The organism is Clostridium sardiniense, assembly GCF_016907995.1.
Lineage (GTDB): Bacteria > Bacillota > Clostridia > Clostridiales > Clostridiaceae > Clostridium > Clostridium sardiniense.
Map to the genome: position 1 here is coordinate 65,092 of NZ_JAFBDA010000012.1, position 22,670 is coordinate 87,761.

Below are 22,670 nucleotides of genomic sequence, written 5' to 3' on the forward strand. Positions count from 1 at the left end.
TATATAGGTATAACAGAAAAGCTTTAATAAAAGGAGGATTTATATGGATTTTGATAAAGAAATAGAGGAAATTTACGAAATATTTCAGCCATTACAGTATAAATTAACTTTTGTTCTATATGAGTTGGAAGATCTAGAAGATGCGCAAATGGATGCTGAAGAGGAAATTGATGTTTGGAAAGATGGCTGGAGAATAATAGGGTATAATGATTTATTAGGAGATGTTTTCTTTATTGATACCAATAAAGAAGGGTATCCAGTAATCCAATTATATGATGAAGAAGAAGAGAAGATATTAGCAAAATCATTAAAGTCATTTAAAGCCTTTGTAAAAGAAGTTATAAATATAAAAAATAGTAAAGAAAAATATACTCTAGATGAGTTAAATTATTTTCTTGAAGAAAAAATTAAAGGATATGATAGATTTAAAATGGATCAAAATATACTAAAAAGTATTTTGGAGATATAATATATAATTTAAGTATAAAAATACTTTTTAGTATTAGGGGAATATATTAATTGACATTATAGAAAAGAATATATAGTATTAAAATTATTAATGAAATTAAAAGGAAGTGGATTTATGTTTACTAAAATAGCATCAGATGCATTAGGATTATCAGATATAGGAAAGATAATATCACCAAGTGATTATCATAAGGTTGATTCAGATGATTATACTTTTAATGAAGATGGAGAAAAGATATTTTTTCTAATAAAATCAAAATCAGATGAATATTGTTTTACAAATAAAGCACTTATTCATGTTGATGGACAAAATGCAATTAGTAAAAAGAGAAATTTATATAGATATGATTATTATAAATATAAAATAGACAATGTAAGTTTAGAAACAGCAGGAACTGTAGACTTAGATGTAGAGATAAAGTTTAGTATTGGAGATAAATTCTTTTCAATTGATGTAGATAAGAAACAACTAGAACAATTAAAGGATCTTTATAAAGCTTTAATTAAAATTCAAGAATTAACTCATGAAAATACAATTGGATTAGATATATCATATAAGAGTTTAGAAATGGCAGAGAGGGTCTTAACTAATACTAGAAAAGAAGGAATTGATGTTAATGCAGAAATGAAGGCGATAACAGAGTTTGCTTACAACTGGATGACTGGCTCTAGAAATACTTATGTTGTAAAAGATTTTAGTGATGTATTTAAAAAATATATAGAAAATTAAATTTTATTAAAGGTGTAGCTCTAAAAGTTACACCTTTAATTTTAAAAATAATTATGCAATTCTTGTTAACCGATTTACTAATTATAATTTAAAAACCTAATTCTTCTGGAACGATTATAATAGTTATTCTTCCTTTAAACTTCATACCATTATGAACTATAGAAGTGAAATTGCATATTCTACCTCTTACGGAGCAATCATGGCACTTTCCATCTTCCGTACAAGGACATTTATGATTAATACGTTTAGCATTCATTATCGCAACTTCATTAATCCTTTTAAAGGCAGAATTTAAATCATCAACTACCTTATTAACACCAGCAACTATAATTACATTTTTAGGTCCAAATAAAATACCCGCAGCTCTATTTCCACCTGAATCTGTATTTACAAGCTCACCATTTCTAGTTATAGCATTGGTACTAGTAACTAAATAGTCTGCTGTCATTGATTCTCTCATAATTTCAACAATTTCACTAAATGGAGCATCTATATAACGGTCAAAAAGTTTATAATCTGAAGTTCTAAATTCAGGAATAATATCTAGTTCATCTAGAGTAACTGATCCACCCAAAGCTATTGATGAGCCTTTAGGAATTAACTCTAGCACCTTTTCTTTTACTAAGTCACTTGATTCTAAGTAAATAGCATTATAATTATAATCATTTAATATTTTTACAATCTCTTTAGCATCACATTGCATTTTCCACTTTTTAATTTTATTCATAAAAACCACCTTCCAAAATAATTATACATCAATAATTTGGTAAACTACTAATAGTAAACTTAAATGTTTACATTATAATATTATATTTTATATAATTAAAGAAAATAAATGGAGATATAGGCTTATGAATATAAAAGATATGAAAGATAAGATTAATTCAAAAGAATATGATATTTTAAGAAATAAAAAGGAATTAGGAGATAATATAATACTTTTAACTACTGGGGGGAGTTATGCTTATGGCACAGATATACACACTAAAGAGCATGAAAGTGATTTTGATGTAAGAGGTATATGTTTAAACACATATGAAGAGATATTAACTATGAATTGTATAGATAGACCTTATGAAGATAAGGAGTTAGATTTAGTAATTTATCCATTAAAGCAAATAATAAATCTTTTAGTAAATGTAAATCCAAATGTTATAGAAATGCTTGGAACTAAAGATGAACATCTATTTATACAAAGTAAAGAAGGAAAATTAATAAGGGATAATAGAGAATTATTTTTATCGCAAAAAGCTTATGCTTCCTTTGGAGGATATGCAATACAGCAGCTTAGAAGACTTCAAAATGCATTAGCTAGAGATGAGTATCCAAAGGAAGAAAAAGAAAGACACATATTAGGAAGTATAAAGAAACAGATGAGTACATTTGAAGATAGGTATAGAGATTTAAGTGAAGACAATTTAAATCTTTATATAGATAATAGTAAGTATAATAATGAAAAAGAGATACTTATAGATATAAATATCAAAGGATTTCCATTAAGAGATATCAAAGGAATGTTATCTGAGATGAATATGGTAGTTAAGGATTATGATAAATTAAATAAAAGAAATTCTAAAAAAGATACACTTCATCTTAATAAACATTCAATGCATCTAGTTAGATTATTACTTATGGGTAAAGAAATATTAGAAGGTAAGGGAATAAACACATATAGAGAAAAGGATAGAAATTTATTATTAGACATAAGAAATGGGGTATACTCATATGATGAAATATTTCTAATGGTAGATAAATTAGAGAAAGATTTTAAATATGCTTATGAAAATACAGCTTTACCAGAAAAGGCTTATATAAATGAAATAAAGGAACTTACAATAGAGATAAATAAAAGTGTAGTGAAATCATTTCAAAGTGTTTAGTATATGAATTAAAAGGAAAATAATAATAATAAAATTTAATATAAATTTGTATTATTTTCTTTACTTATTATGTATATGATGTGATAATATGTTTTGATATGGGATTAATTATAATAATTTATAGTATTGTTATTAGATGTAAAGAAATTTAAAAGAAAAAGGAAGGGATTAAACTATATGAAGAAATTGATTTTTGCTGTAGTTGGGGTAATACTTGTATTTATATCTTTTTACATTGGGATTAATAGACCAGAGATAGTTATAGAGGATTCATTTAGATATGAGAATTCACATAACAAAGAAGATTTAGCAAAATGCTATGTAAATGGAGATAAAATAGATTTTAGCTATATAGATAGCATAAAAAAGATAGAGCTAAAAGATTTAAAAAGAGTGAAGGACAATAAGGAATATGATAACTATTTAAAAAATGTTGGACTAACAGATAGTGATATAAGTAGAGACAATATTTTAATATTTAATGTAAAATATGATGTAGAAGTTAAAGCAAATAGCAAAACATATAAAGAGAAGACTGGAACATATAACAAAAAGTTTATAGTTACTAGAGAAGGTAAGCTAACCGGTTGGAAGATAAAAGAAGTAATAAATATAAATAAGTAACTATATTAAAAATAAAGTGATAGATAAAATAGAGTATGGGTTTTACCCATACTCTATTTTTTAGCTTACTTTTTTTACTTCTTTAAATGATACCCAACCTTTTTTTGCGATATGATGCATATATGGTACAATTCTATGAATCGAACCATCTAAACTTTCGTTACATTCGGTAGCCATTATTTTAGCTATATCATATATACATCTTTTACCATCGATAAGAAGCCAAGCTTTTGAACATAAGTCGTCAAATGTTATATCACAAGTAGGTGATGTTTTGTAAAGCCATCCTACAAATCTTTTTACAGGATCTTTAACAGAAAAATAAATTACTACTTTGTTATCTACAAGCTTCCAATTATCATGTTTAATCTCAGGTACATAAAGTAAAAAGTTATAATTAGCTTTTTTTTCAGTTTTTGATTTTCTTTTATTACTATTTAAAGAACTAGCCATACTATTTATTTCCTTTTTGTTGTTTTATTTTAAATTCTTTTCCACCTTTAACTGATGAAGTGTAGAACCAGCATGATAGAATTAAAAACATTATAAGTGGTAGCCAGTTACTTTGAGTAACAGCTGGTATAATATTTGCACCAAATCCAATATCAACTCCAACAGTTGTAAATATTGCAACTATAATACCCATAATCGCACCACCTGCAACAAGCCCTGAAGCTGTAAGAACACCTTTTTCAACTGCTTCACCTTGTGCATCTTTATCTTCAGGTTTCTTGAATCTTTTTTCAACTAAAACTCTTATTACGCCACCAAATAGTACTGTTGCGTTTAAAGTTATAGGAAGATATACACCAAGTGCAACAGGTAGAATTGAAATTCCAACCATTTCGCAGAATATTGATATAAATGCACCTATAAATACTAATGTCCAAGGTATTTGTCCTGTTATAATACCATCGGCTAACATCTTCATAAGAGTAGCTTGAGGTGCTGGAACGCTTGCTGAACCTAATCCATAAGCTTTGTTTAGCATGAATATAACAACAGCAACTATAACAGCTGAAAATAAAACGGCAACCCACATCCAGATGTGATTATCTCTTGGGGTACCACCTATTATAAATGTTGTTTTTAAACCTTGTGATGCAGCACCTGCAACACCTACGGCAGCTGCAACTATTGAAGTAACAAGTAATGATTTTTCAATACCAACAGAGCCAGATAAACCAGTTAATCTAAAGATAATAGCTATAAATAATAATGAAGCAATAGCCATACCTGAAACTGGATTATTAGATTCACCAATTATACCAACCATTCTAGCTGATACAACAGAAAAGAAGAAAGCAAATAATACTGCTAAAATACCACCAACTATTCCGCCCTTTATCATTGGTAGAAGCCATGTAGCAAAAAATCCTACTAGAGCAGCACCAATAAGCCATACTATAGGAGTTTCTATATCAGTTCTCTTTTTAGTATTATCAGCATGCTTTTCCTCATGTATAAGACCAGATATAGCTTGCTTAAAGCTATTTATTATTGTAGGCATTGATTTTGCAAGAGATATAAATCCGCCCATTGCAACTGCACCAGCACCTATATATTTAATATAGTTAGACCATATTTCCATAGAAGACATTTGTGAAATTACTTTTGTTGATGGGAAAATTGCATTAGTTAGTCCAGAACCAAAGAATTTTATTAAGGGAATAAGTGCAAACCATGCAACTAATGATCCACCAAACATTAAAAGACCAACTCTGACTCCGACTATAAAACCTACACCAAGAACTGGAGCTAAGGTATCAAGTCCTATCATTGTTCCTTGGTATCCTTTAAAGATATAAGTTGTTTGACTTCCCCATAATTTAAATCCATCAGATAGTAAGTTATATAAACCACCTAAACCAATACCAGTTAAAACTGTTTTAAATGAAGTACCACCTTGACTAGCAGTAACTAAAACTTCTGAGGCAGCCATACCTTCTGGATAAATTAAAGTACCGTGTTCTTCAACTATTAAATATCTTCTAAGGGGAGTAATAAAGAAAACCCCCATTGATGCACCAACAACTATGATTAAGATTATAGTTAAAAGGCTTATATTAAATCCAGCTAAAATAAGTGCTGGTAGTACGAATACTGAACATCCAGCAGCAGCTTCACCCATACCAGATAATGAACAAGCAAGGTTAGCTTCTAATATACTATTTCTCTTAAAGGATCCTTTTAAAATACCAACTGCGAGTATGGCACCTGGTATAGCAGAGGCTATAGTCATACCAACTTTTAATCCTAAATAAGCATTTGCAGCAGCAAATACACAGGCAATGATTATACCAACTATGATTGAGTAGCCTGTGGTTTCAGGCATAACATCAGAGGTTGGAACAAATGGTATATATTCGTCTCCAGTGCAACCTCCGTAGGCTGTAGATGATAATTTCTTTTTTTCTTGAGCCATTACGATCACTCCTTAAGTATTTAAGTTTACAGAAGTCACTACTAAAATAGTGTAGTGACTTCTATATAATATTTATCTAGTTAATTTCTTTTAAAACTTCTAAAAGTAATTTATACATTCTTTCAGCTGATGATATGCATAAATGCTCATTTGTAGTATGAGCATCGTAAATACTTGGGCCAAAGCTTATCATATCAGTATCTTTCATAGTTTCTTTAAATAGACCACATTCAAGACCGGCATGAATAGCTGAAACCTCAGCATCTTTATTGAATAAATCTTTATATACATTTAGACAAAGTTCTCTTACTTTTGAATTAGGATCATATTCCCATTCAGGGTATTCAGTAAGCTTTTCAAGTTTTGCATTTAGCATTTTAGATATAACTGATAATGTGTTAAATACTTCATATTTTAAGCTTTTCATAGAACTTCTTATAGAAATTGTGATTTCTATTCCGTCTTTAGTTGTATCTATAACGGCTATATTTAGGCTAGTTTGAACTAAGCCTTTAATATCTTCACTCATGTTTTGTACTCCATTTGGAGAAGCAACTAAAAAGTCTATAACTTCAGAAGTTCTCTTAGAAGTAAATTCTTTATCATCATCTGTGCAGCAACAGTCTGATACTTTAAGTGTTAAACCTGGGTCTGTAACTCTATATTCAGATTTAAAATCTTCTTCCATTTTCTTTACAATGGTATTAACTTTTGAAATATCAGAATCATTTTTTAATGTTATAGAAGCGATACATTCACGAGGAATTGCATTATGTTTTGTACCACCATTAATTTTTACTATATTAAATTCAATAGAAGTTTTTAGTTCAAATAGTAATCTACCCATTAATTTATTAGCATTAGCTCTTTGTTTTACTATTTCTATTCCTGAGTGTCCACCAAGTAAACCTGTTACTGATAATTGAATACACTTTCCGGATTTAGATATTAAATCATTTGAAAAGATTGTTCTAGTATTTATACCACCAGCACATCCAGTTAATAGCACTCCTTCTTCTTCTGAATCTACATTAAGCATTATTTTACCTTTTAAAAGGCTAGTATCTAAAGCCATTGCACCATCCATACCTACTTCTTCAGCAGTTGTAACTACAACTTCTAGTGGGGGATGTGGAATATCATCTGAATCTAATATAGCAAGAGCATAAGCAACAGCTATACCATCATCAGCGCCTAAAGTAGTGTTAGTTGCATATAAGTTATCTCCAACGACTCTTAATTCTAAAGGATCTTTTGAAAAATCATGTTTGCTATCTTCAGTTTTTTCACAAACCATATCCATATGACCTTGAATTATGACTGGAGTTTTATTTTCGTATCCTTTTGTACCAGGTTTTCTAATAATTACATTTAAAGCTTTATCTTGAATAACTTCTAAGTTACGTTTTTTAGCGAAGTTTACAAGATAATCACTTATTTGTTTTTCGTGATATGAGCAATGTGGAATTTTAGTTAATTCTTCAAAAAATCCAAATACTTTTTTGGGTTCTAAATTTTGACATACTGACATAAATATCGCTTCCTTTTGTATGAATATTAATAACAATTTACAAGTAATACTTAAATTTTGAATGTTACTTTATGTAATTTGTTACTTAGGTTAAATAATAGATATAAATAAAAATTAACCTTAAAAAAATTGTAGACATTTACAAGCAAATAATCAATACATTATATCTAAAATTGACTTAATTGATATATTAGTAATAAAATAGTCACAATTGTAAAATGGATTTAATCTTATTATGTAAAAAAGTTAACAATATTATAGTTTATATAAGATAGATATTGATACTTATTAAAAATTATATTTTCATTCTTTTCTATATTTAAAACTTTTACAAGAAAGATATGTAATTATAAAGAAATTATAAAAGGGAAATTAACCTTAAAATAGTATGAAAATAATAAAAGGAAGGAGTTCAGATATTAACTCCTTCCTTTTATTATTTAAGTTTTATTATTTTATAAATAAAATATCCTAAGGTTAAAATAGTAAAAATTTATATATTATAATGTTCTAATAGATAATAAGTCCACATCTTTAGATAAGAATTCAGTATAAGATATTTCATTTTTCATAAGATCAGTAGATAAATATTTTTTATTATCATCAGGGAATACAGTGACAACTACAGAATTATTATTTTTCTCTAATAATAGCTTTAATGCTCCAATAAAGTTTGCTCCAGATGATATGCCAACTCCGAGACCAAGTTCTTTTGAAAGTTTCTGAGCCATTATAATTGCATCTCCATCCCACACGTCAACTATACTATCTAATTCATACAATTTTACTATTTTAGGAACGAATTCGTCAGATATACCTTGTATCCTATGTGACGAACCAGTATATCCATATGAAAGGGTAGGAGAATTTGCTGGTTCAAGAGGATGAACCTTTATTCTTGAATCTTTACTCTTAAGATACTTTGCTATTCCCATAACAGTTCCACCTGTACCTACTCCCGCAACAAATGCACTAGGTGTTAAATTATGTGATGATAATGACTTATAAATTTCAGGTGCAGTAGTTAAATAATGAGCCATTATGTTGTCGTTATTATCAAATTGAGATGGTAAGAAAACATTATTATTAGTAAGAGCAAATCTTTTAGCAAGTTCTATGCAGCGTAAGAAACCACCTTCTTGTTTTGAAACTAACTTTATATCTGCACCAAAATTTTTTATTAAGTTTTGTCTTTCAACACTCATCCATTCAGGCATAAAAATAGTAACAGGATGATTTAAAAGACTACCTATTGATGCAAAGGAAATCCCAGTATTTCCGCTTGTTGCTTCAACTATTCTGTCATATGCTTTAAGTTTATTTTCTTTATAAGCTTTTCCAAGGATATAAAGAGCCATTCTATCTTTAACGCTTCCACTGTAATTATAGTACTCCAGTTTAGTGTAGATTTTCATCTCTTTACCCTTATAAGTAAATAAAATTTCTATAAGAGGAGTATTGCCAATAAGTTCTTTCAATGAATTAAATTTATTTTCTATAGAATTCATAAAAACTCTCCTTTTTTATAAGCTTAATATTATGTATGCAGTCTTATATTAATATATTTTAAAATCTAAAAAATGATTTTAAATAGTTAAAATACTAAAAAGTAATAAGTAAAAATATTAGTAAAAATAAATAAAATTATTAGTAAAAAATAAGTAAAATTTTATTGAAAATGTTTTCTGATGGTGATATTATATAAATATAAAGTAAAAATTTTTAAAGGGTGGGTTGAATTATGAAAAAAGAAATTTTGAATACATTTTATAATATTTTTGGAGACAAGGAAGGTGTAAGAGCATTTTTTTCACCAGGAAGAGTTAATTTAATTGGGGAGCATACTGATTATAATGGCGGGAATGTATTCCCATGTGCCCTTAGCTTTGGTACATACGGAGCTATTTCTTTAAGAGAAGATAAAAAAATAAGAATGTTTTCAAATAATTTTAAAGATTTAGGAATTATAGAATTTGATTTAGAAGGAATAAAATATGAAAAAGATCATGATTGGGCAAATTATCCAAAGGGAGTTATAGATGTCTTAAATAAAAAAGGTCATAAAATAGATAAAGGATTTGATATTGTTATAGATGGAAATATTCCAAATGGTGCAGGACTATCATCATCAGCATCTTTAGAACTTCTTATAGCAGTTATGTTAGACAAGCTTTTTGATCTTAATATAGATAGAGTGGATTTAGTTAAATATTCACAAGAAGCTGAAAATAAATTTATAGGTGTTAACTGTGGGATTATGGATCAGTTTGCTATAGGTATGGGTAAAGATGATAGTGCCATATTACTTGATTGTAATACATTAAAATATAATTATTCAAAAATTGATTTAAAGGATGAAGTCTTAATAATAGCAAATACAAATAAAAGAAGAGGACTTGCTGATTCTAAATATAATGAAAGAAGAAGTGAGTGTGAGAGTGCATTAGAAGAACTTAAAACAAAATTAGATATTAATGCATTAGGTGAGGTTAGTATAGAAGAGTTTGAAGAAAATAAAGAATTAATAAAAGATGATATAAGAAGAAAAAGAGCAAAACATGCTGTTTATGAAAATATAAGAACACTTAAAGCGAAGGAAGCTCTAGAAAAGAATGATTTAAATACATTTGGTGAGCTTATGAATGCATCACATATTTCTTTAAGAGATGATTATGAAGTTACAGGTATTGAATTAGATACATTAGTAGAGCTTGCATGGGAACAAGAAGGAACTCTTGGATCAAGAATGACTGGAGCAGGATTTGGAGGATGTACAGTATCTTTAGTAAAGAGAAACTGTGCGGAAGACTTCATAAAAAAAGTAGGTGAAGGATATAAAGAAAAGATAGGTTATAATGCTGATTTTTATATTGCAAATATAGGAAGCGGAACTAGAGAAGTGTAGGAGGATATTATGAGTATCTATAGAAATATTGAAAGATTAGTTCAATATGGAATTAAAAATAATTTGATAGAAGATGAAGATAAGATATTTATAAGAAATTCACTTATTGATTTATTTAATTTAGATGAGCTTGAATATGTTAATATAGAAGATGAAAATTTAAACACGCCTACATCTATTTTAAATAATCTATTAGATTATGCTTATGAAAATGGAATTTTAGAATCAAATACTCCAATATATAGGGATTTATTTGATACAAAGATAATGGGTATATTAATGCCAAGACCATCAGAAGTTATTAGAGAATTTAATGGTAAGTATAATGAAAATCCAAAGCTTGCTACAGAATATTTTCATAATATAAGTAAAGCTTGTGATTATATAAGAACAGATAGAATAGCTCAAAATATAGTCTGGAAATCAAATACTGACTATGGAGATTTAGATATAACGATTAATCTTTCAAAACCTGAAAAGGATCCAAAAGCAATAGCAGCAGCAAAAAATTTACCATCATCAAATTATCCAAAATGTCTGCTTTGCAAGGAGAATGAGGGGTATAGTGGAAGAGTTAATCATCCTGCAAGACAAAATCTTAGAGTTATTCCAATGAAGCTTTCTTCAGAGGATTGGTATCTTCAATATTCACCATATGCATATTATAATGAGCATTGTATTGTTTTCTCAGGAGAGCATGTGCCTATGGTTATAAACAAGAATACTTTTGATAGAATACTTGAGTTTGTAGAAAAATTTCCCCATTATTTTGTTGGATCAAATGCAGATTTACCTATAGTTGGTGGATCAATACTTACTCATGATCATTATCAAGGTGGAAATTATACATTTGCTATGAATAAGGCAGAAGATGTATATAAGTTTAAAATAAACTCTTATGAAAATATAGATCTATCAATAATTAAGTGGCCTTTAACAGCTTTAAGATTAAAGGGTGATGATAGAAAGGATTTAAGTATTCTTGCAGATAAAATTTTAAAACATTGGAGAGAGTACAGTGATGAAAGTGTAGGTGTATTAGCTTATAGTGATAAAACTCCACACAACACAATTACTCCAATTGGAAGATTTGAAGATGGAAAATATGTTTTGGATCTTGTTCTTAGAAATAATAGAACTACAGAAGAACATCCTGATGGTATATTCCATCCTCATGAAGAACTTCATCATATAAAGAAAGAAAATATAGGACTTATAGAAGTACTTGGACTTGCCGTTCTTCCAGCTAGATTAAAGGATGAACTTGAAGCTATTAAAGAAAATCTTTTAAGGGATGATGAAAAAGTAACAAATATGGAAATGATGAAAAGCCATTTAGATTGGTTTTATGATATAAAGAAAAAATATTCTTTAATTAATGAAGAGAATGTGCAGGAGATAGTAAATAATGAGGTATCTGAAGTATTTACTAAAGTGTTAGAACATTGTGGAGTCTTCAAGTGGGATGATAATGGAAAAGCTGCAATGGAAAGATATATTGATGTATTAAAAACAGAAATAAATTAATGTAAAGCAGATTGAAAAATAGGGTAATATTTTTAATATTACCCTTTTCCTTTGATAGTGAAAAGGATTTATTATATAATATTTTTTAAGAAAAGGGGTGACTAAAATTTGGCTACAATTAAAGATATAGCAAAAGAAGCGGGAGTATCAATCTCAACAATATCTAGAATATTGAATTTAGATAAAACACTTAATGTATCAGAAGAGACAAGAAAAAGGGTGCTAAAAATTGCTGAAGAGATGAATTATGTTACCATAAGGCAAAGAAAGCAAAAAGAAAAGTCATATAAGATAGGAGTTATAAGTAGCTTTGTAGAACTCAAAGAGCTAAATGATCCATACTTCTTATCTATAAGAATGGCTATAGAAAAAAAGTGCAATGAAGAAAATATAGATTTTAAATCTCTTTATATAAATAAAATTTTAGATAATAGTATTAATAATGAAGAAGAATTAGATGGAATAATAGCTGTTGGAATTTTTAAAGAAGAAGAGATAAAGATATTAAAGGCAATAACAAAAAATATAATATTTGTTGATTCATCTCCAGATGAATGGGAATTTGATTCTATAGTAGTTGATTTTAAGCATGGTGTTAATAGTGCCATGAAATATTTATATGAATTAGGGCACAGAAACATTGGATATATAGGTGCTAAGGTAGTTCCACATAATGATATCAATGGAGTAGAACTTATAAATTATAGAGAAAAGACTTATAGAGAGTTTATGGAAAATATAAATAACTATAGAGATGAATGGGTATATAAGGGTAATTTTACTTTAGAGGATGGCTATGAATTAATGAAAGGTATGTTATCTAATAAAGACATACCTACAGCAGTATTTATAGCTAGTGATCCAATGGCAATAGGAGCTTATAAAGCTATAATGGAAGCTGGATATAGTATACCAAAGGACATAAGTATAATTGGATTTGATGATATTGTAACTGCAAAATTTTTAACACCAGCTCTTACAACTATTAAAGTTTATACTGATTTTATGGGAGAAACTGCAGTTAATACATTAATTGAAAGAATAAAAGATAATAGAGAGATGAGTAAAAAAATTGTATTACCAGTTAAACTTATAAAAAGAGATAGTTGTATAAAAACATCAGATTAAAAAGTCTGGTGTTTTTTTATGTATAATAATTATTAATAAAGTATTAAAACCATTACAAATTATATATAGAAAGTATTAATTTATTTAAATATATTAAGTTTTTTTATATGTTTTTTAAAGTAGAGTATTAGATAATTGCATTTAATAAAAATAATAACTAAAAAGACAAAAATATAGAAAAAAATAGAAATTTATAGTATAATAAAAAAAGAAGATTAAAGTAGAGATAAATTATAAACTATAGACAAAAGAGAGGATTTTAAATGCTAGAGACTATATTAATTGCTTTAATAGTTTGCAAAATAAAAGGATATAAGATAAAGCCCTTATTTAAAAGCTGGACAGTCTATCCTGTGATTTTTATAGAAATCATAAATATTATTATGCAAGTAAACTTATTCATGGGAAATTATACATTCATAAAATATGGAGAAATATTAAAAATATTATATATATGTTCATATCTACCTATGGTTTTAAAATATAGTCAGTATATAAGTGCCATAATAGGATCTGTATTTGTTATGATTGGTGGATTATTAAATGATATAGCTATAAGAACAAATGGAGGGATGATGCCAGTATTTCCAAATTTGTCGTATATAACAGGTTATGTAAAACCTGACTCTTTTGCTAAAGTTAATGGTATACATGTATTAGGCAACGCAGATACTAATTTGAAATTTTTAACCGATATATTTGATTTAGGATATAGCATTTTAAGTATTGGTGATATATTTATAAGATTCTATGTTTTTATAATAATATTTAATGTTGTAAAAAGTATAAATAAATCTTTGATTTATAAGACAGCTTTGGAGGTAAAATAATGACATTACATTTATCTTTCTTGGAATTTGTAGTTAGAGGTATTCCAGAAGGAATACTATTTATTTTTTCAGTATATGTATTTTCTAATACTAAAATTGAAAGTGAAAAATTTATAATTTCTAGCTTGAGTTTGGCTATAGCTACATTTCTAGTAAGAATGTTACCTATTAGCTATGGAATACATACGATACTTAATATAATTGTACTTGTAATTATTGCAACCGTAATAATTAAAGTAACTCCTATAGATGCAATAAGATCAGGTATACTTACAGCAATTTTAATGTTTGTTTGTGAAGGAATAAATATGGGATTGATTCAAATAACACATGGAAGTGATATGGAGAGGATATTTACTGATCCTGTTTTGAAAACAGTATATGGAATCCCATCATTAATGATATTTACAATAATATTATTAGTATATAAATTTATTAAGATTAATAGAAAAGGGTTTAAAAGTGTTTAGTATAGAAAGCATATCAAACAAACTAGCAGATAAATTAGTAAAAGAAGTAAATGGTGATGAAGACAAAAGAGCAGTAATTGCTTATGGAATCTTTGGTATGCTTCAAATTGGAATATCTATACTTTTAGTAATAATTTTTGGAGCAGTATTTAATATATTACTTGAAGCTCTTATAATGTCTTTTGCTATAAGCATTTTAAGAAAGTATTCAGGAGGGGTACATGCTAGCACAGCAAATACATGTACTGTTATTGGAACATTAATATGTATTATTATACCTTTAATGATATCGAAGATTTTGATTGGATTTAAAGGAGTAGTAATATTTGGGGGGATAGTTTTTTGTATTTCATATTATTTAATATATAAATTAGCTCCTGTAGATAGTCCCAATAAACCTATAAAGAAATTAGAAAGAAGACAAAAATTAAAAAGAAAATCTATAATAATCTTAACTATATATCTAATGTTAGTTATCTGTTTATTATTTTTATATAAGAATTCAGAATCAAGAAAATTACTTTTATATTGTATGTGTATTTATTCAGGTATAATATGGCAGGTGTTTTCTCTAACTAAATTAGGACATATAGTACTAGGTAAATTAGATTTTATTTTTAATAAAATAAATATGCTTATAACTAGGAGGGTATAATAATGAAAAAATTTAATAGTAAATTATTAATGGGAATTGCTACAATAGCAACTGTATTTGCTGGAGCTTTAGCTACATCAGCATGTTTCTGGAATTTCTATCAACCAGAAGAGCCAAAGAGTTTAAGAGAAGAATAAGATAAAAAGATCGGAAATTCCGATCTTTTTAAATATGAGGATAAATAAAGATGAGTGATATAGAAAGCAATAAATACAAACAAATAAATGATATAGTAGCAATAGTTAAACTAGCATCCTTATTATTTACAGGAATGATTTTACTTCAATGCTTCTTTAAAGAGAATAGTAAAATTAATATTGTTTTTATAGAATATAGCATATTAGGATTTGGGTTTATAATATTTTTACTACTATTTATATATATATTATGGTCATTTTCTACATCAAATAAAATAAGTAGTAATACACCTAGATTAATTCAAAATATTGAAACTACTATATTTATTTTAATATTTACTTTGGCAATAGTAATTTCTGGTGCAAATACCAGTGAATATAAAATTCTATTTTTATTTATAATAACAACAACTACTATTCAATCAGGAATGAAAGAAGGAATTTTAGTTTCAATAATTTCATCAATTATTATATTAGTTATGGATTTATTATGTATGCCTAGAAGCAGTGTAAATATATATTTTGAGAATGATTTAGTATTATCAGCTATATTTATGTTAACAGCATGGCCACTTGGATTTTACGTTAAAATAGAGAGAGAACACATTGACAATCTTAAAAGTTTAGCTAATGAGGATGGTTTAACTGGAGTTTACAATCATAGATATTTTCATGAAACTTTAACCAACGAAATAGATAAAGCAAAAAATGAAAATAGTAAAGTTTCTATGATATTTATAGATATAGATTATTTTAAACAATATAATGATTTATATGGTCACCAAGAAGGAGATAAGGTGCTTAGGAAAATTGGACATATGCTAAAGGAGGCAACAAGAGAGAGTGATATTGTTGCTAGATATGGTGGAGAAGAATTTTCCATAATTTTGCCTAACACAGATGAAAATAAAGCTACAGATATAGCAGAGCATATACGTAGCAAGATAGAGAGCACATATTTTGAGGGTCAAGAAAATCAGCCTAATGGAAATTTAACTGTATCAATAGGTATTTCAGTTTTCCCAGATAAAGTAAAGAGTGATGTGGAATTAGTAAAAAGTGCAGATGATGCCTTATATAGAGCAAAATTCTTTAATAAAAATAGAGTTGAAAGTTATACTTCAGTCTTAGATGAATTAAAAGATGATATAGATGAGAGTGAAGGAGAATTAGTTACATCAATAAAGGCATTAATAAGTGTAATTAATGCTAAAGATAGATATACTTATGGCCATTCAGAAAGAGTAGTATTTTATAGTAGGCTTCTTGGGGAAAGGCTTGGTCTTAATGAAGAGGATATGAGAACATTAGTATATGGAGCTTACATGCATGATATAGGTAAAATAAATATTTCAAAAGATATTTTAATAAAAAAAATGACACTAACAAATGAAGAGTGGAGTATGTTGAAAGAGCATCCACAAAGTGGGGTTGAAATAATAAAGCCAGTTAAGTCTCTTAGAAATGTTGCTCCAATTATTCTTCATCATCATGAAAAATATAATGGAACAGGATATCCTTGTGGTTTGAAAGGGGAAGAAATACCTTATCTTGCAAGAATATTAACTGTGGTAGACTGTTTTGATGCTATGACTTCTAATAGACCTTATAATAAGAGAAAAACTTATTTGCAAGGAATTGAAGAGATAACAGCATTTAGTGGAATTCAATTCGATCCAGAAATAGCAAAAGTTTTTATAGAAATAATAAAAGAAAATGAAGCTGATTTAGATCGATTATCATAGGATATATATTGCCTTAAGAAGAAGAGTTCTTTTGAATACTTCTTCTTAAGGTGTTTTTTATATAACTACTTACAAAATTTTCTAAATAAAGAAGGAAATTGGATTAAAGAGTAGAAGTTATATAATAATATAATTATTTGTAAGATATGGTATGGGGGAAAATTTATATGTCAATTTTATATCAAAAAAATATAGATGAAATTGCATTAATTCCTAAGGATGGAGAAATGAGCTTAGCAGAATATTTAAGAGATAATTTAGATGAAAGTTTTTATATATTTTTTAAACCTAATATAAATGGAGATAGACCATCAGTTGTTATATTAAAAAAAGGATCAGGAATTATTATAATAGAAGTTAAAGAATTCAATCTTGATGAATATGTATATGTAAATGGTGGGTATGCAGGAGCATATGGAGTTATAATATCAAAAGATAAAAGTGAGATTCCTCTTATAACACCTTTTGAAAAGGTTATGGGCTACAAGGAAAATTTGTATAACTATCATATAGAAGAACTAACTAAAAAATCCTTACTTGATGCTAATTATAGTAATTTGGTAAAAACGGCTGTGTACTTTCACAACTCAACAGAAGAAGAAATAAAACTTAAATTTAGCAATAATACAAAAGAGATGAGGTCTATTAAGATATGGGGAGTAGACTCTAACATTGTAGAGGATATAAAAAGTAGTCTTATAGAAAATAAATTATTTGATGATAAGTTATATGAACAGTGTTTTGATAGATTTAGAGTTAAGTATCATGGAGGAGAAGAGGGTAAATTTAGCATATTAGAAAAAAAGAAAAGAAATTTAATGAGAAGCAAAAAAGGAGCAAATATAAAAATAAAAGGTATAGCTGGTAGTGGAAAAACAGTATTACTTGCAAATAGGGCAGTTGGAGCAGTAATAAGAAAAAAAGGAAAATGTAGAATACTTATATTAAGTTATAATATGACATTAAGAAATTATATTAAAGATAAAATTGGAGAAGTAAGAGAAAATTTTTACTGGAATGTTTTTGATATAGTACACTTTAATATGTTTATTAAACAAAAAGCTTATGAATGTGGAATAGAAATAAAGAGAAATTTAGAAAATATTATAAATGATGAGACTTATAGATTATTTAAAGAAGTTATATCAAAGGAAGATAAGTATGATGCAATATTTATAGATGGAGTTCAAGACTTTAAAAGGGAGTGGCTAGACTTATTAAAAGATGTATTTTTAAAAGAAGATGGAGAATATTTGATATTTGGAGATGAAAAACAGAATATATATAATAGAGCTTTAGATGATAAAAAAAGAGTTATAACAAATATAAAGGGAAGATGGAATGAACTTACAAAATCATATAGGGTATCAACTAATATAGCAAATTTACTTAGGGAGTTTCAAAAAGAATTCTTTTTAAATAAATATGAATTAGATAATATTGAGATTGAGGAACAAATAGGACTTGCAATAAATGAAGATGAAGTAAGATATATGTATAATATTAAATTAGATTATTTAGATGTATTTGATATTAGTAAGAAATTTTTTGATAGCAAGAAAATACATTATAATGATACCTGTATTATTGGAGGCTCTATAGATGAACTTAGAGAAATGGAGTATTATGCAAGAAAAAAATATTTCATAAAGGTAGAGAGAATGTTTGAAACTAAAGAAGAGTTTATTTATGTTTCATCTCTTAGAAATAGTAAGGAAAAACTAGAACTTTTAAGAGAGAGTAGACGATTTAATTTCTTTACACAAGGGGAAGGAATTAAAATGTGTACGACTGAAAGTTTTAAGGGCTGGGAAATAGATAATCTAGTTCTTATAATAGATAGAGAGGATAAAAATACAGAACTTATATATACTGCAATTACAAGATGTAGAAAGAATTTATTAATAATAAATAGAGGAAATGAAGAGTTTCATGAATTTTTTAATAAAATAAAAAATGAAAAGATATTAAGTAGATTTTAAGTAGATTTGAAATTATGAATAAAGTAGAGAAAAATAAAGTTGATGTAGAAAATTTATTAATAATATATAATAATTAGACTTAAAAAGATAAAATAAGGAGCATGTACATAAGGCGAATTATACCCTATGTACATGCTCCTTCAATATATTAAGCATTTACAACAGCTAAAATTGTATCTGGATCAGTTACTAATTCTACACCTGATGGGATACAAATATCTTTAGCAAATACTTTATCTTCAAAATTTAAACCAGAAATATTATATTCAATTAGCTCTGGTATTTTTTCTACATTTCCATGGAATTCTAAGTCTGGAGTACATATTTCAAATATTAAATTTTTACTTTCTAGACTTTCCTCACCTAAGAAATTAACTGGAATTTTCATTTTAACAATTTCATTATGTTCTACAGACTGGAAGTCAACATGAATAACTTCTCCAAGATTATTTTTTTGTATGTCTTTTACTACACAATTTTTAATTTCTCCATCAATATCTAAAGGAATAATTGATCCTCTAGTATTTTCTTTGAACAATCTTAAAAGAGTAGTGAATGGAATTTTTACTGGAATAGTCTCAGTTAAAGATTCTCCATAAACAATACATGGTACATATCCATCTCTTCTTAATTTGTTTGTTTTTTCATTTGACGTTCTTTTACTTATCTTAAATGCTTTTTCATTCATAATAAATTCCTCTTTTCTTTTATAAATAATAAGTGATTTTATCAAGGTATAAGCAGCTTAAGAGTTTTAATATTTATATCGATATTTAGTAAACTGTTTAGTGAACTGCTATAGCACTTGAACGCTAAATTCCACCATTTACATACGCCTCCTTCGATATGACATAGCTATATTATAACATAAATAATTAAAATATTTCATTTAAAGACAAATATAGTAAAAAGTTAATTAAATATATGATTTAAATTTAATATTGATGAAAAAGTGATAGAGTTTTATAATTTTTTAAATATTTATATTAATTAAATTGTTAGTAGACTAATTTTTAAGATTATTGTAATCTATATAATGTGAAATTTTATTAGGAGGAATTACAAATGAATACAGTAGTTTTAATAATTGTACTAGCTTTAGTTGGTGGAATTATAGGATGGATTACAAATGTTTTAGCTATAAAGCTAATGTTTAGACCAATAAATCCAATAAAAATACCAATACTAAATATAGAAATAATAGGACTTATACCAAAAAGAAAAAAAGAAATAGCAAAGAATATTGGAGAAGTTGTTTCAAAGGAATTATTATCAGTAGATGATATAATTAATTCATCTATAAATGAGAATGATAAAGAAGACTTAAATAACTATATAAAAGATAAAATAAGAAATTTAGTAAATGAAAAAATGGATTTTATACCTGCGCCTTTTAGAATGATGGTACAAGGTCCAATAGATAAAATTATAAATGAAGAAGTAGATGGTGCTTTAGAAGAATTAGAAGAAAAGATGCTTCTAAAGGTTAAGGAAAGAATAGACATAGAAAAAATAGTAGAAGAGAAGGTAAATGAATCAGATCTTTTAGAACTTGAAAGAATTATAATAAGTGTTGCTAAAAAAGAGTTAAAGCATATAGAAATATTAGGTTTTTTCTTAGGGGGAATTATAGGCTTAATTCAAGGTATTATAGTTACGTTAATTTAATATTACATAATAAATAGGAAATAAAGTTAAAAAGTGAGATTATGATAAATTTTTGAATATTATAATCTCACTTTTTTTGTTTTACTTATTTAAGTTAATAATAATCATAAAAGGATAATATATACTTAGTGTATATATTATGGTAAAATTGATACTAAATAAAGTGGGTATTTAGACTTTATATAATTGGAGGTATGAGAGATGTTATTTAAAAATATTAAAAATATGACTGAATCTATAGGGAAAAATGTATCAGACTTAGCTAATACTATTGCAGTTACTACTAGAGAGCAAGATAAGATAAACATTATGGAAAAAGAAATAAAGTGTTTAAATCTAGAGATAAAATCAGTTTATGCAGAGATTGGGGAAAGATTTGTAGAACATAAAAATTTAAATAATGAAATTGGGACATTTAATGTTGACGACGTTTTAAATACTTTGGATTCAAAAATAGCTAAAAGAGAAGAGCTTAAGGCTAAAGTAGTAGAAGCATCAAAAGAATTAAATGATAAACTAATCCTTCAAGAAAAGAAAAAAGTAAAAGAACAGTTTGAGAGCGAGAAGGAAAAATTAGATAAAGCTCTTGCTATGGATATAATAAATAAAGATGAATACTTTAAAAAATTGAAAGTTCATGAAAATAAAGTTATATATTTTGATGAAATAAAAAATATAGAGAAACAATATGAAATCAAAATAATATCATATGATGAAAAAAATGAAAAGATAAAATCTATACTAGACAGAGATGAGTAAAGGGACATTAAATTAAGAAGTATATGTAAATAAAGAGAGTCGGTCTATATAATTTATTCTATAGATCGACTTTGTATTTTATCATTTATATGAAAGAAGGCTGGATTAAGTGAAGTATTTTAATGAGGTTTTAAAGGGCATATTCTACAAAGAACCAGGAAATTTTAATAAATATATAGATAAAGAAGTTTTAAAGTATTGTTTAGGGGCGAATATGTATATGAGCGCTACAAAAAATATTTTGAAAAAAATAAAGAATAAAGAATTTAAAAATATAGGATGTATAACTCTTTGTTTTGAGGATGCAACTAAGGAAAGTGAAGTTAATTTTGCAGAAGAGAATGTATTAAAGTTATTCGGTGATATATGCAAGCTTTTGAAAGAAGGAGATTTAAATGATGAAGAGTTACCTTTAATATTTTTAAGAGTAAGAGGTATAGATCAATTCAAGAAATTTTCAAGTAGCCTAACAAAAGATCATACTAATATTTTGGCAGGATTTATATTTCCAAAGTTTAACTCAAACAATGGAGAGGAATATCTTTGCCATTTAAAAAAATTAAATGATAAATATGAAACAGTATTATATGGAATGCCTATAATTGAAGATGAAAAGGTTATATATAAGGAATTTAGGTATTTAGAATTAGATAAAATTAAGTCATTATTGGAGCCATATAAGAATTTAATATTAAATATAAGAGTTGGAGGAACAGATTTTTCTTCTAAATTTTCTTTAAGAAGAACTGTAAGTACATCGATATATGATTTAATGGTAGTTTCTGATTGTTTAACTGATGTTTTAAACTTTTTTACAAGAAATACTGATAATTATATTATTTCAGCTCCGGTATTTGAGTATTTTTCAAAAGACATAAATTCAAAAGAGGTACAAGGTTTACTAAAAGAAATTGAGCTTGATAAAGTAAATGGATTTTTAGGGAAAACAGTTATACATCCAGCACAAGTGAAATATGTAAACTCAATGTATGTTGTAACTTATGAAGAATATATTGATGCAACAAACATAATAGAAAATTCCAATGTGGGTGGAGTTTTTAAAGGGGAAAATGATAATAAAATGAATGAAGTTTTACCTCATTTAAATTGGGCAAGAAAAGTAATTCTTAGGTCAGAAGCTTTTGGAGTATTAAATGAAGGTATATGTAATTATGATTTATTAAAGAAAGAGATGGTATAGGAGTA

The 22,670-nt window shown here is 26.9% G+C and carries 22 protein-coding genes; 16 read left to right on the forward strand and 6 right to left on the reverse strand.

All coding sequences use genetic code 11. The features are described from left to right. Positions 1–43: 43 nt before the first annotated feature. Complete coding sequence (locus tag JOC62_RS11300) at positions 44–469, forward strand: hypothetical protein (RefSeq protein WP_204595380.1); 426 nt, start codon at positions 44–46, stop codon at positions 467–469. Positions 470–583: 114 nt separating this feature from the next. After that, positions 584–1,198, forward strand: coding sequence for a PH domain-containing protein (locus JOC62_RS11305; RefSeq protein ID WP_204595381.1), 615 nt, complete (start codon positions 584–586; stop codon positions 1,196–1,198). Between the two features lie 88 nt (positions 1,199–1,286). Here JOC62_RS11305 and JOC62_RS11310 read toward each other — a convergent pair whose 3' ends face one another. Beyond that, positions 1,287–1,925 carry a lactate utilization protein gene (locus JOC62_RS11310; protein ID WP_204595382.1) on the reverse strand — a complete coding sequence of 213 codons (639 nt, stop codon included), beginning with the start codon at positions 1,923–1,925 and terminating at the stop codon, positions 1,287–1,289. 124 nt (positions 1,926–2,049) lie between these two features. On the opposite strand from JOC62_RS11310, the gene JOC62_RS11315 reads away from it, so the two are divergent. Both JOC62_RS11315 and JOC62_RS11320 read left to right on the forward strand, forming a co-directional pair. After that, positions 2,050–3,078 (forward strand): DNA polymerase beta superfamily protein, encoded by a 1,029-nt coding sequence (locus JOC62_RS11315; RefSeq protein ID WP_204595383.1) that lies wholly within the window; start codon positions 2,050–2,052, stop codon positions 3,076–3,078. A gap of 177 nt (positions 3,079–3,255) precedes the next feature. Further along, a complete protein-coding gene (locus tag JOC62_RS11320) occupies positions 3,256–3,702 on the forward strand; it encodes a DUF4829 domain-containing protein (protein WP_204595384.1) in 447 nt (148 codons plus the stop codon). A gap of 60 nt (positions 3,703–3,762) precedes the next feature. Here JOC62_RS11320 and JOC62_RS11325 read toward each other — a convergent pair whose 3' ends face one another. The 4 genes from JOC62_RS11325 to JOC62_RS11340 form a co-directional block, all read right to left on the reverse strand. Then, positions 3,763–4,155, reverse strand: coding sequence for a PqqD family peptide modification chaperone (locus tag JOC62_RS11325; protein WP_204595385.1), 393 nt, complete (start codon positions 4,153–4,155; stop codon positions 3,763–3,765). Between the two features lies 1 nt (position 4,156). Beyond that, positions 4,157–6,127: an OPT family oligopeptide transporter gene (locus tag JOC62_RS11330; RefSeq protein ID WP_204595386.1), complete on the reverse strand. Its 1,971-nt coding sequence runs from the start codon at positions 6,125–6,127 to the stop codon at positions 4,157–4,159. A gap of 76 nt (positions 6,128–6,203) precedes the next feature. Next, positions 6,204–7,658 carry an aminoacyl-histidine dipeptidase gene (locus JOC62_RS11335; RefSeq protein ID WP_204595387.1) on the reverse strand — a complete coding sequence of 485 codons (1,455 nt, stop codon included), beginning with the start codon at positions 7,656–7,658 and terminating at the stop codon, positions 6,204–6,206. A gap of 500 nt (positions 7,659–8,158) precedes the next feature. Then, positions 8,159–9,166 (reverse strand): PLP-dependent cysteine synthase family protein, encoded by a 1,008-nt coding sequence (locus tag JOC62_RS11340; RefSeq protein ID WP_204595388.1) that lies wholly within the window; start codon positions 9,164–9,166, stop codon positions 8,159–8,161. Positions 9,167–9,399: 233 nt separating this feature from the next. Here JOC62_RS11340 and JOC62_RS11345 point away from each other — a divergent pair, with 233 nt between their 5' ends. The 9 genes from JOC62_RS11345 to JOC62_RS11385 all read left to right on the forward strand — a co-directional run bounded on the left by JOC62_RS11345 (position 9,400) and on the right by JOC62_RS11385 (position 19,037). Further along, a complete protein-coding gene (locus JOC62_RS11345) occupies positions 9,400–10,563 on the forward strand; it encodes a galactokinase (RefSeq protein WP_204595389.1) in 1,164 nt (387 codons plus the stop codon). A 9-nt stretch (positions 10,564–10,572) separates the two neighbouring features. After that, entirely contained in the window at positions 10,573–12,090 is a 1,518-nt protein-coding gene (galT, locus tag JOC62_RS11350; RefSeq protein ID WP_204595390.1) for a UDP-glucose--hexose-1-phosphate uridylyltransferase, read from the forward strand. Positions 12,091–12,198: 108 nt separating this feature from the next. Continuing rightward, the gene (locus JOC62_RS11355; RefSeq protein ID WP_204595391.1) at positions 12,199–13,218 is read left to right on the forward strand and encodes a LacI family DNA-binding transcriptional regulator; all 1,020 of its coding nucleotides are present in this window, start codon (positions 12,199–12,201) and stop codon (positions 13,216–13,218) included. Positions 13,219–13,481: 263 nt separating this feature from the next. Continuing rightward, positions 13,482–14,048 carry a DUF5317 family protein gene (locus tag JOC62_RS11360; protein WP_204595392.1) on the forward strand — a complete coding sequence of 189 codons (567 nt, stop codon included), beginning with the start codon at positions 13,482–13,484 and terminating at the stop codon, positions 14,046–14,048. Continuing rightward, positions 14,048–14,518: a hypothetical protein gene (locus JOC62_RS11365; protein ID WP_204595393.1), complete on the forward strand. Its 471-nt coding sequence runs from the start codon at positions 14,048–14,050 to the stop codon at positions 14,516–14,518. The genes JOC62_RS11360 and JOC62_RS11365 overlap by 1 nt, the downstream gene beginning before the upstream one ends. Then, positions 14,511–15,173, forward strand: a complete 663-nt coding sequence (locus tag JOC62_RS11370; RefSeq protein WP_204595394.1) for an accessory gene regulator B family protein — start codon at positions 14,511–14,513, stop codon at positions 15,171–15,173. Before JOC62_RS11365 ends, JOC62_RS11370 begins: the two co-directional genes overlap by 8 nt. Before the next feature lie 2 nt (positions 15,174–15,175). Next, positions 15,176–15,310, forward strand: coding sequence for a cyclic lactone autoinducer peptide (locus tag JOC62_RS11375; RefSeq protein ID WP_204595395.1), 135 nt, complete (start codon positions 15,176–15,178; stop codon positions 15,308–15,310). A gap of 50 nt (positions 15,311–15,360) precedes the next feature. Further along, the gene (locus tag JOC62_RS11380; protein WP_204595396.1) at positions 15,361–17,055 is read left to right on the forward strand and encodes a bifunctional diguanylate cyclase/phosphohydrolase; all 1,695 of its coding nucleotides are present in this window, start codon (positions 15,361–15,363) and stop codon (positions 17,053–17,055) included. A gap of 167 nt (positions 17,056–17,222) precedes the next feature. Then, positions 17,223–19,037 (forward strand): DEAD/DEAH box helicase, encoded by a 1,815-nt coding sequence (locus JOC62_RS11385; RefSeq protein ID WP_204595397.1) that lies wholly within the window; start codon positions 17,223–17,225, stop codon positions 19,035–19,037. A 148-nt stretch (positions 19,038–19,185) separates the two neighbouring features. Here JOC62_RS11385 and JOC62_RS11390 read toward each other — a convergent pair whose 3' ends face one another. Further along, the gene (locus JOC62_RS11390; RefSeq protein ID WP_204595398.1) at positions 19,186–19,725 is read right to left on the reverse strand and encodes a 50S ribosomal protein L25; all 540 of its coding nucleotides are present in this window, start codon (positions 19,723–19,725) and stop codon (positions 19,186–19,188) included. Between the two features lie 377 nt (positions 19,726–20,102). Here JOC62_RS11390 and JOC62_RS11395 point away from each other — a divergent pair, with 377 nt between their 5' ends. The 3 genes from JOC62_RS11395 to JOC62_RS11405 all read left to right on the forward strand — a co-directional run bounded on the left by JOC62_RS11395 (position 20,103) and on the right by JOC62_RS11405 (position 22,665). Then, the gene (locus tag JOC62_RS11395) at positions 20,103–20,705 is read left to right on the forward strand and encodes a DUF445 domain-containing protein (protein WP_204595399.1); all 603 of its coding nucleotides are present in this window, start codon (positions 20,103–20,105) and stop codon (positions 20,703–20,705) included. Positions 20,706–20,906: 201 nt separating this feature from the next. Beyond that, on the forward strand, positions 20,907–21,464 hold the full coding sequence (locus JOC62_RS11400; protein ID WP_204595400.1) for a hypothetical protein: 558 nt from the start codon (positions 20,907–20,909) through the stop codon (positions 21,462–21,464). Positions 21,465–21,573: 109 nt separating this feature from the next. Further along, on the forward strand, positions 21,574–22,665 hold the full coding sequence (locus tag JOC62_RS11405) for an HpcH/HpaI aldolase/citrate lyase family protein (protein ID WP_204595401.1): 1,092 nt from the start codon (positions 21,574–21,576) through the stop codon (positions 22,663–22,665). Positions 22,666–22,670: the final 5 nt, after the last annotated feature.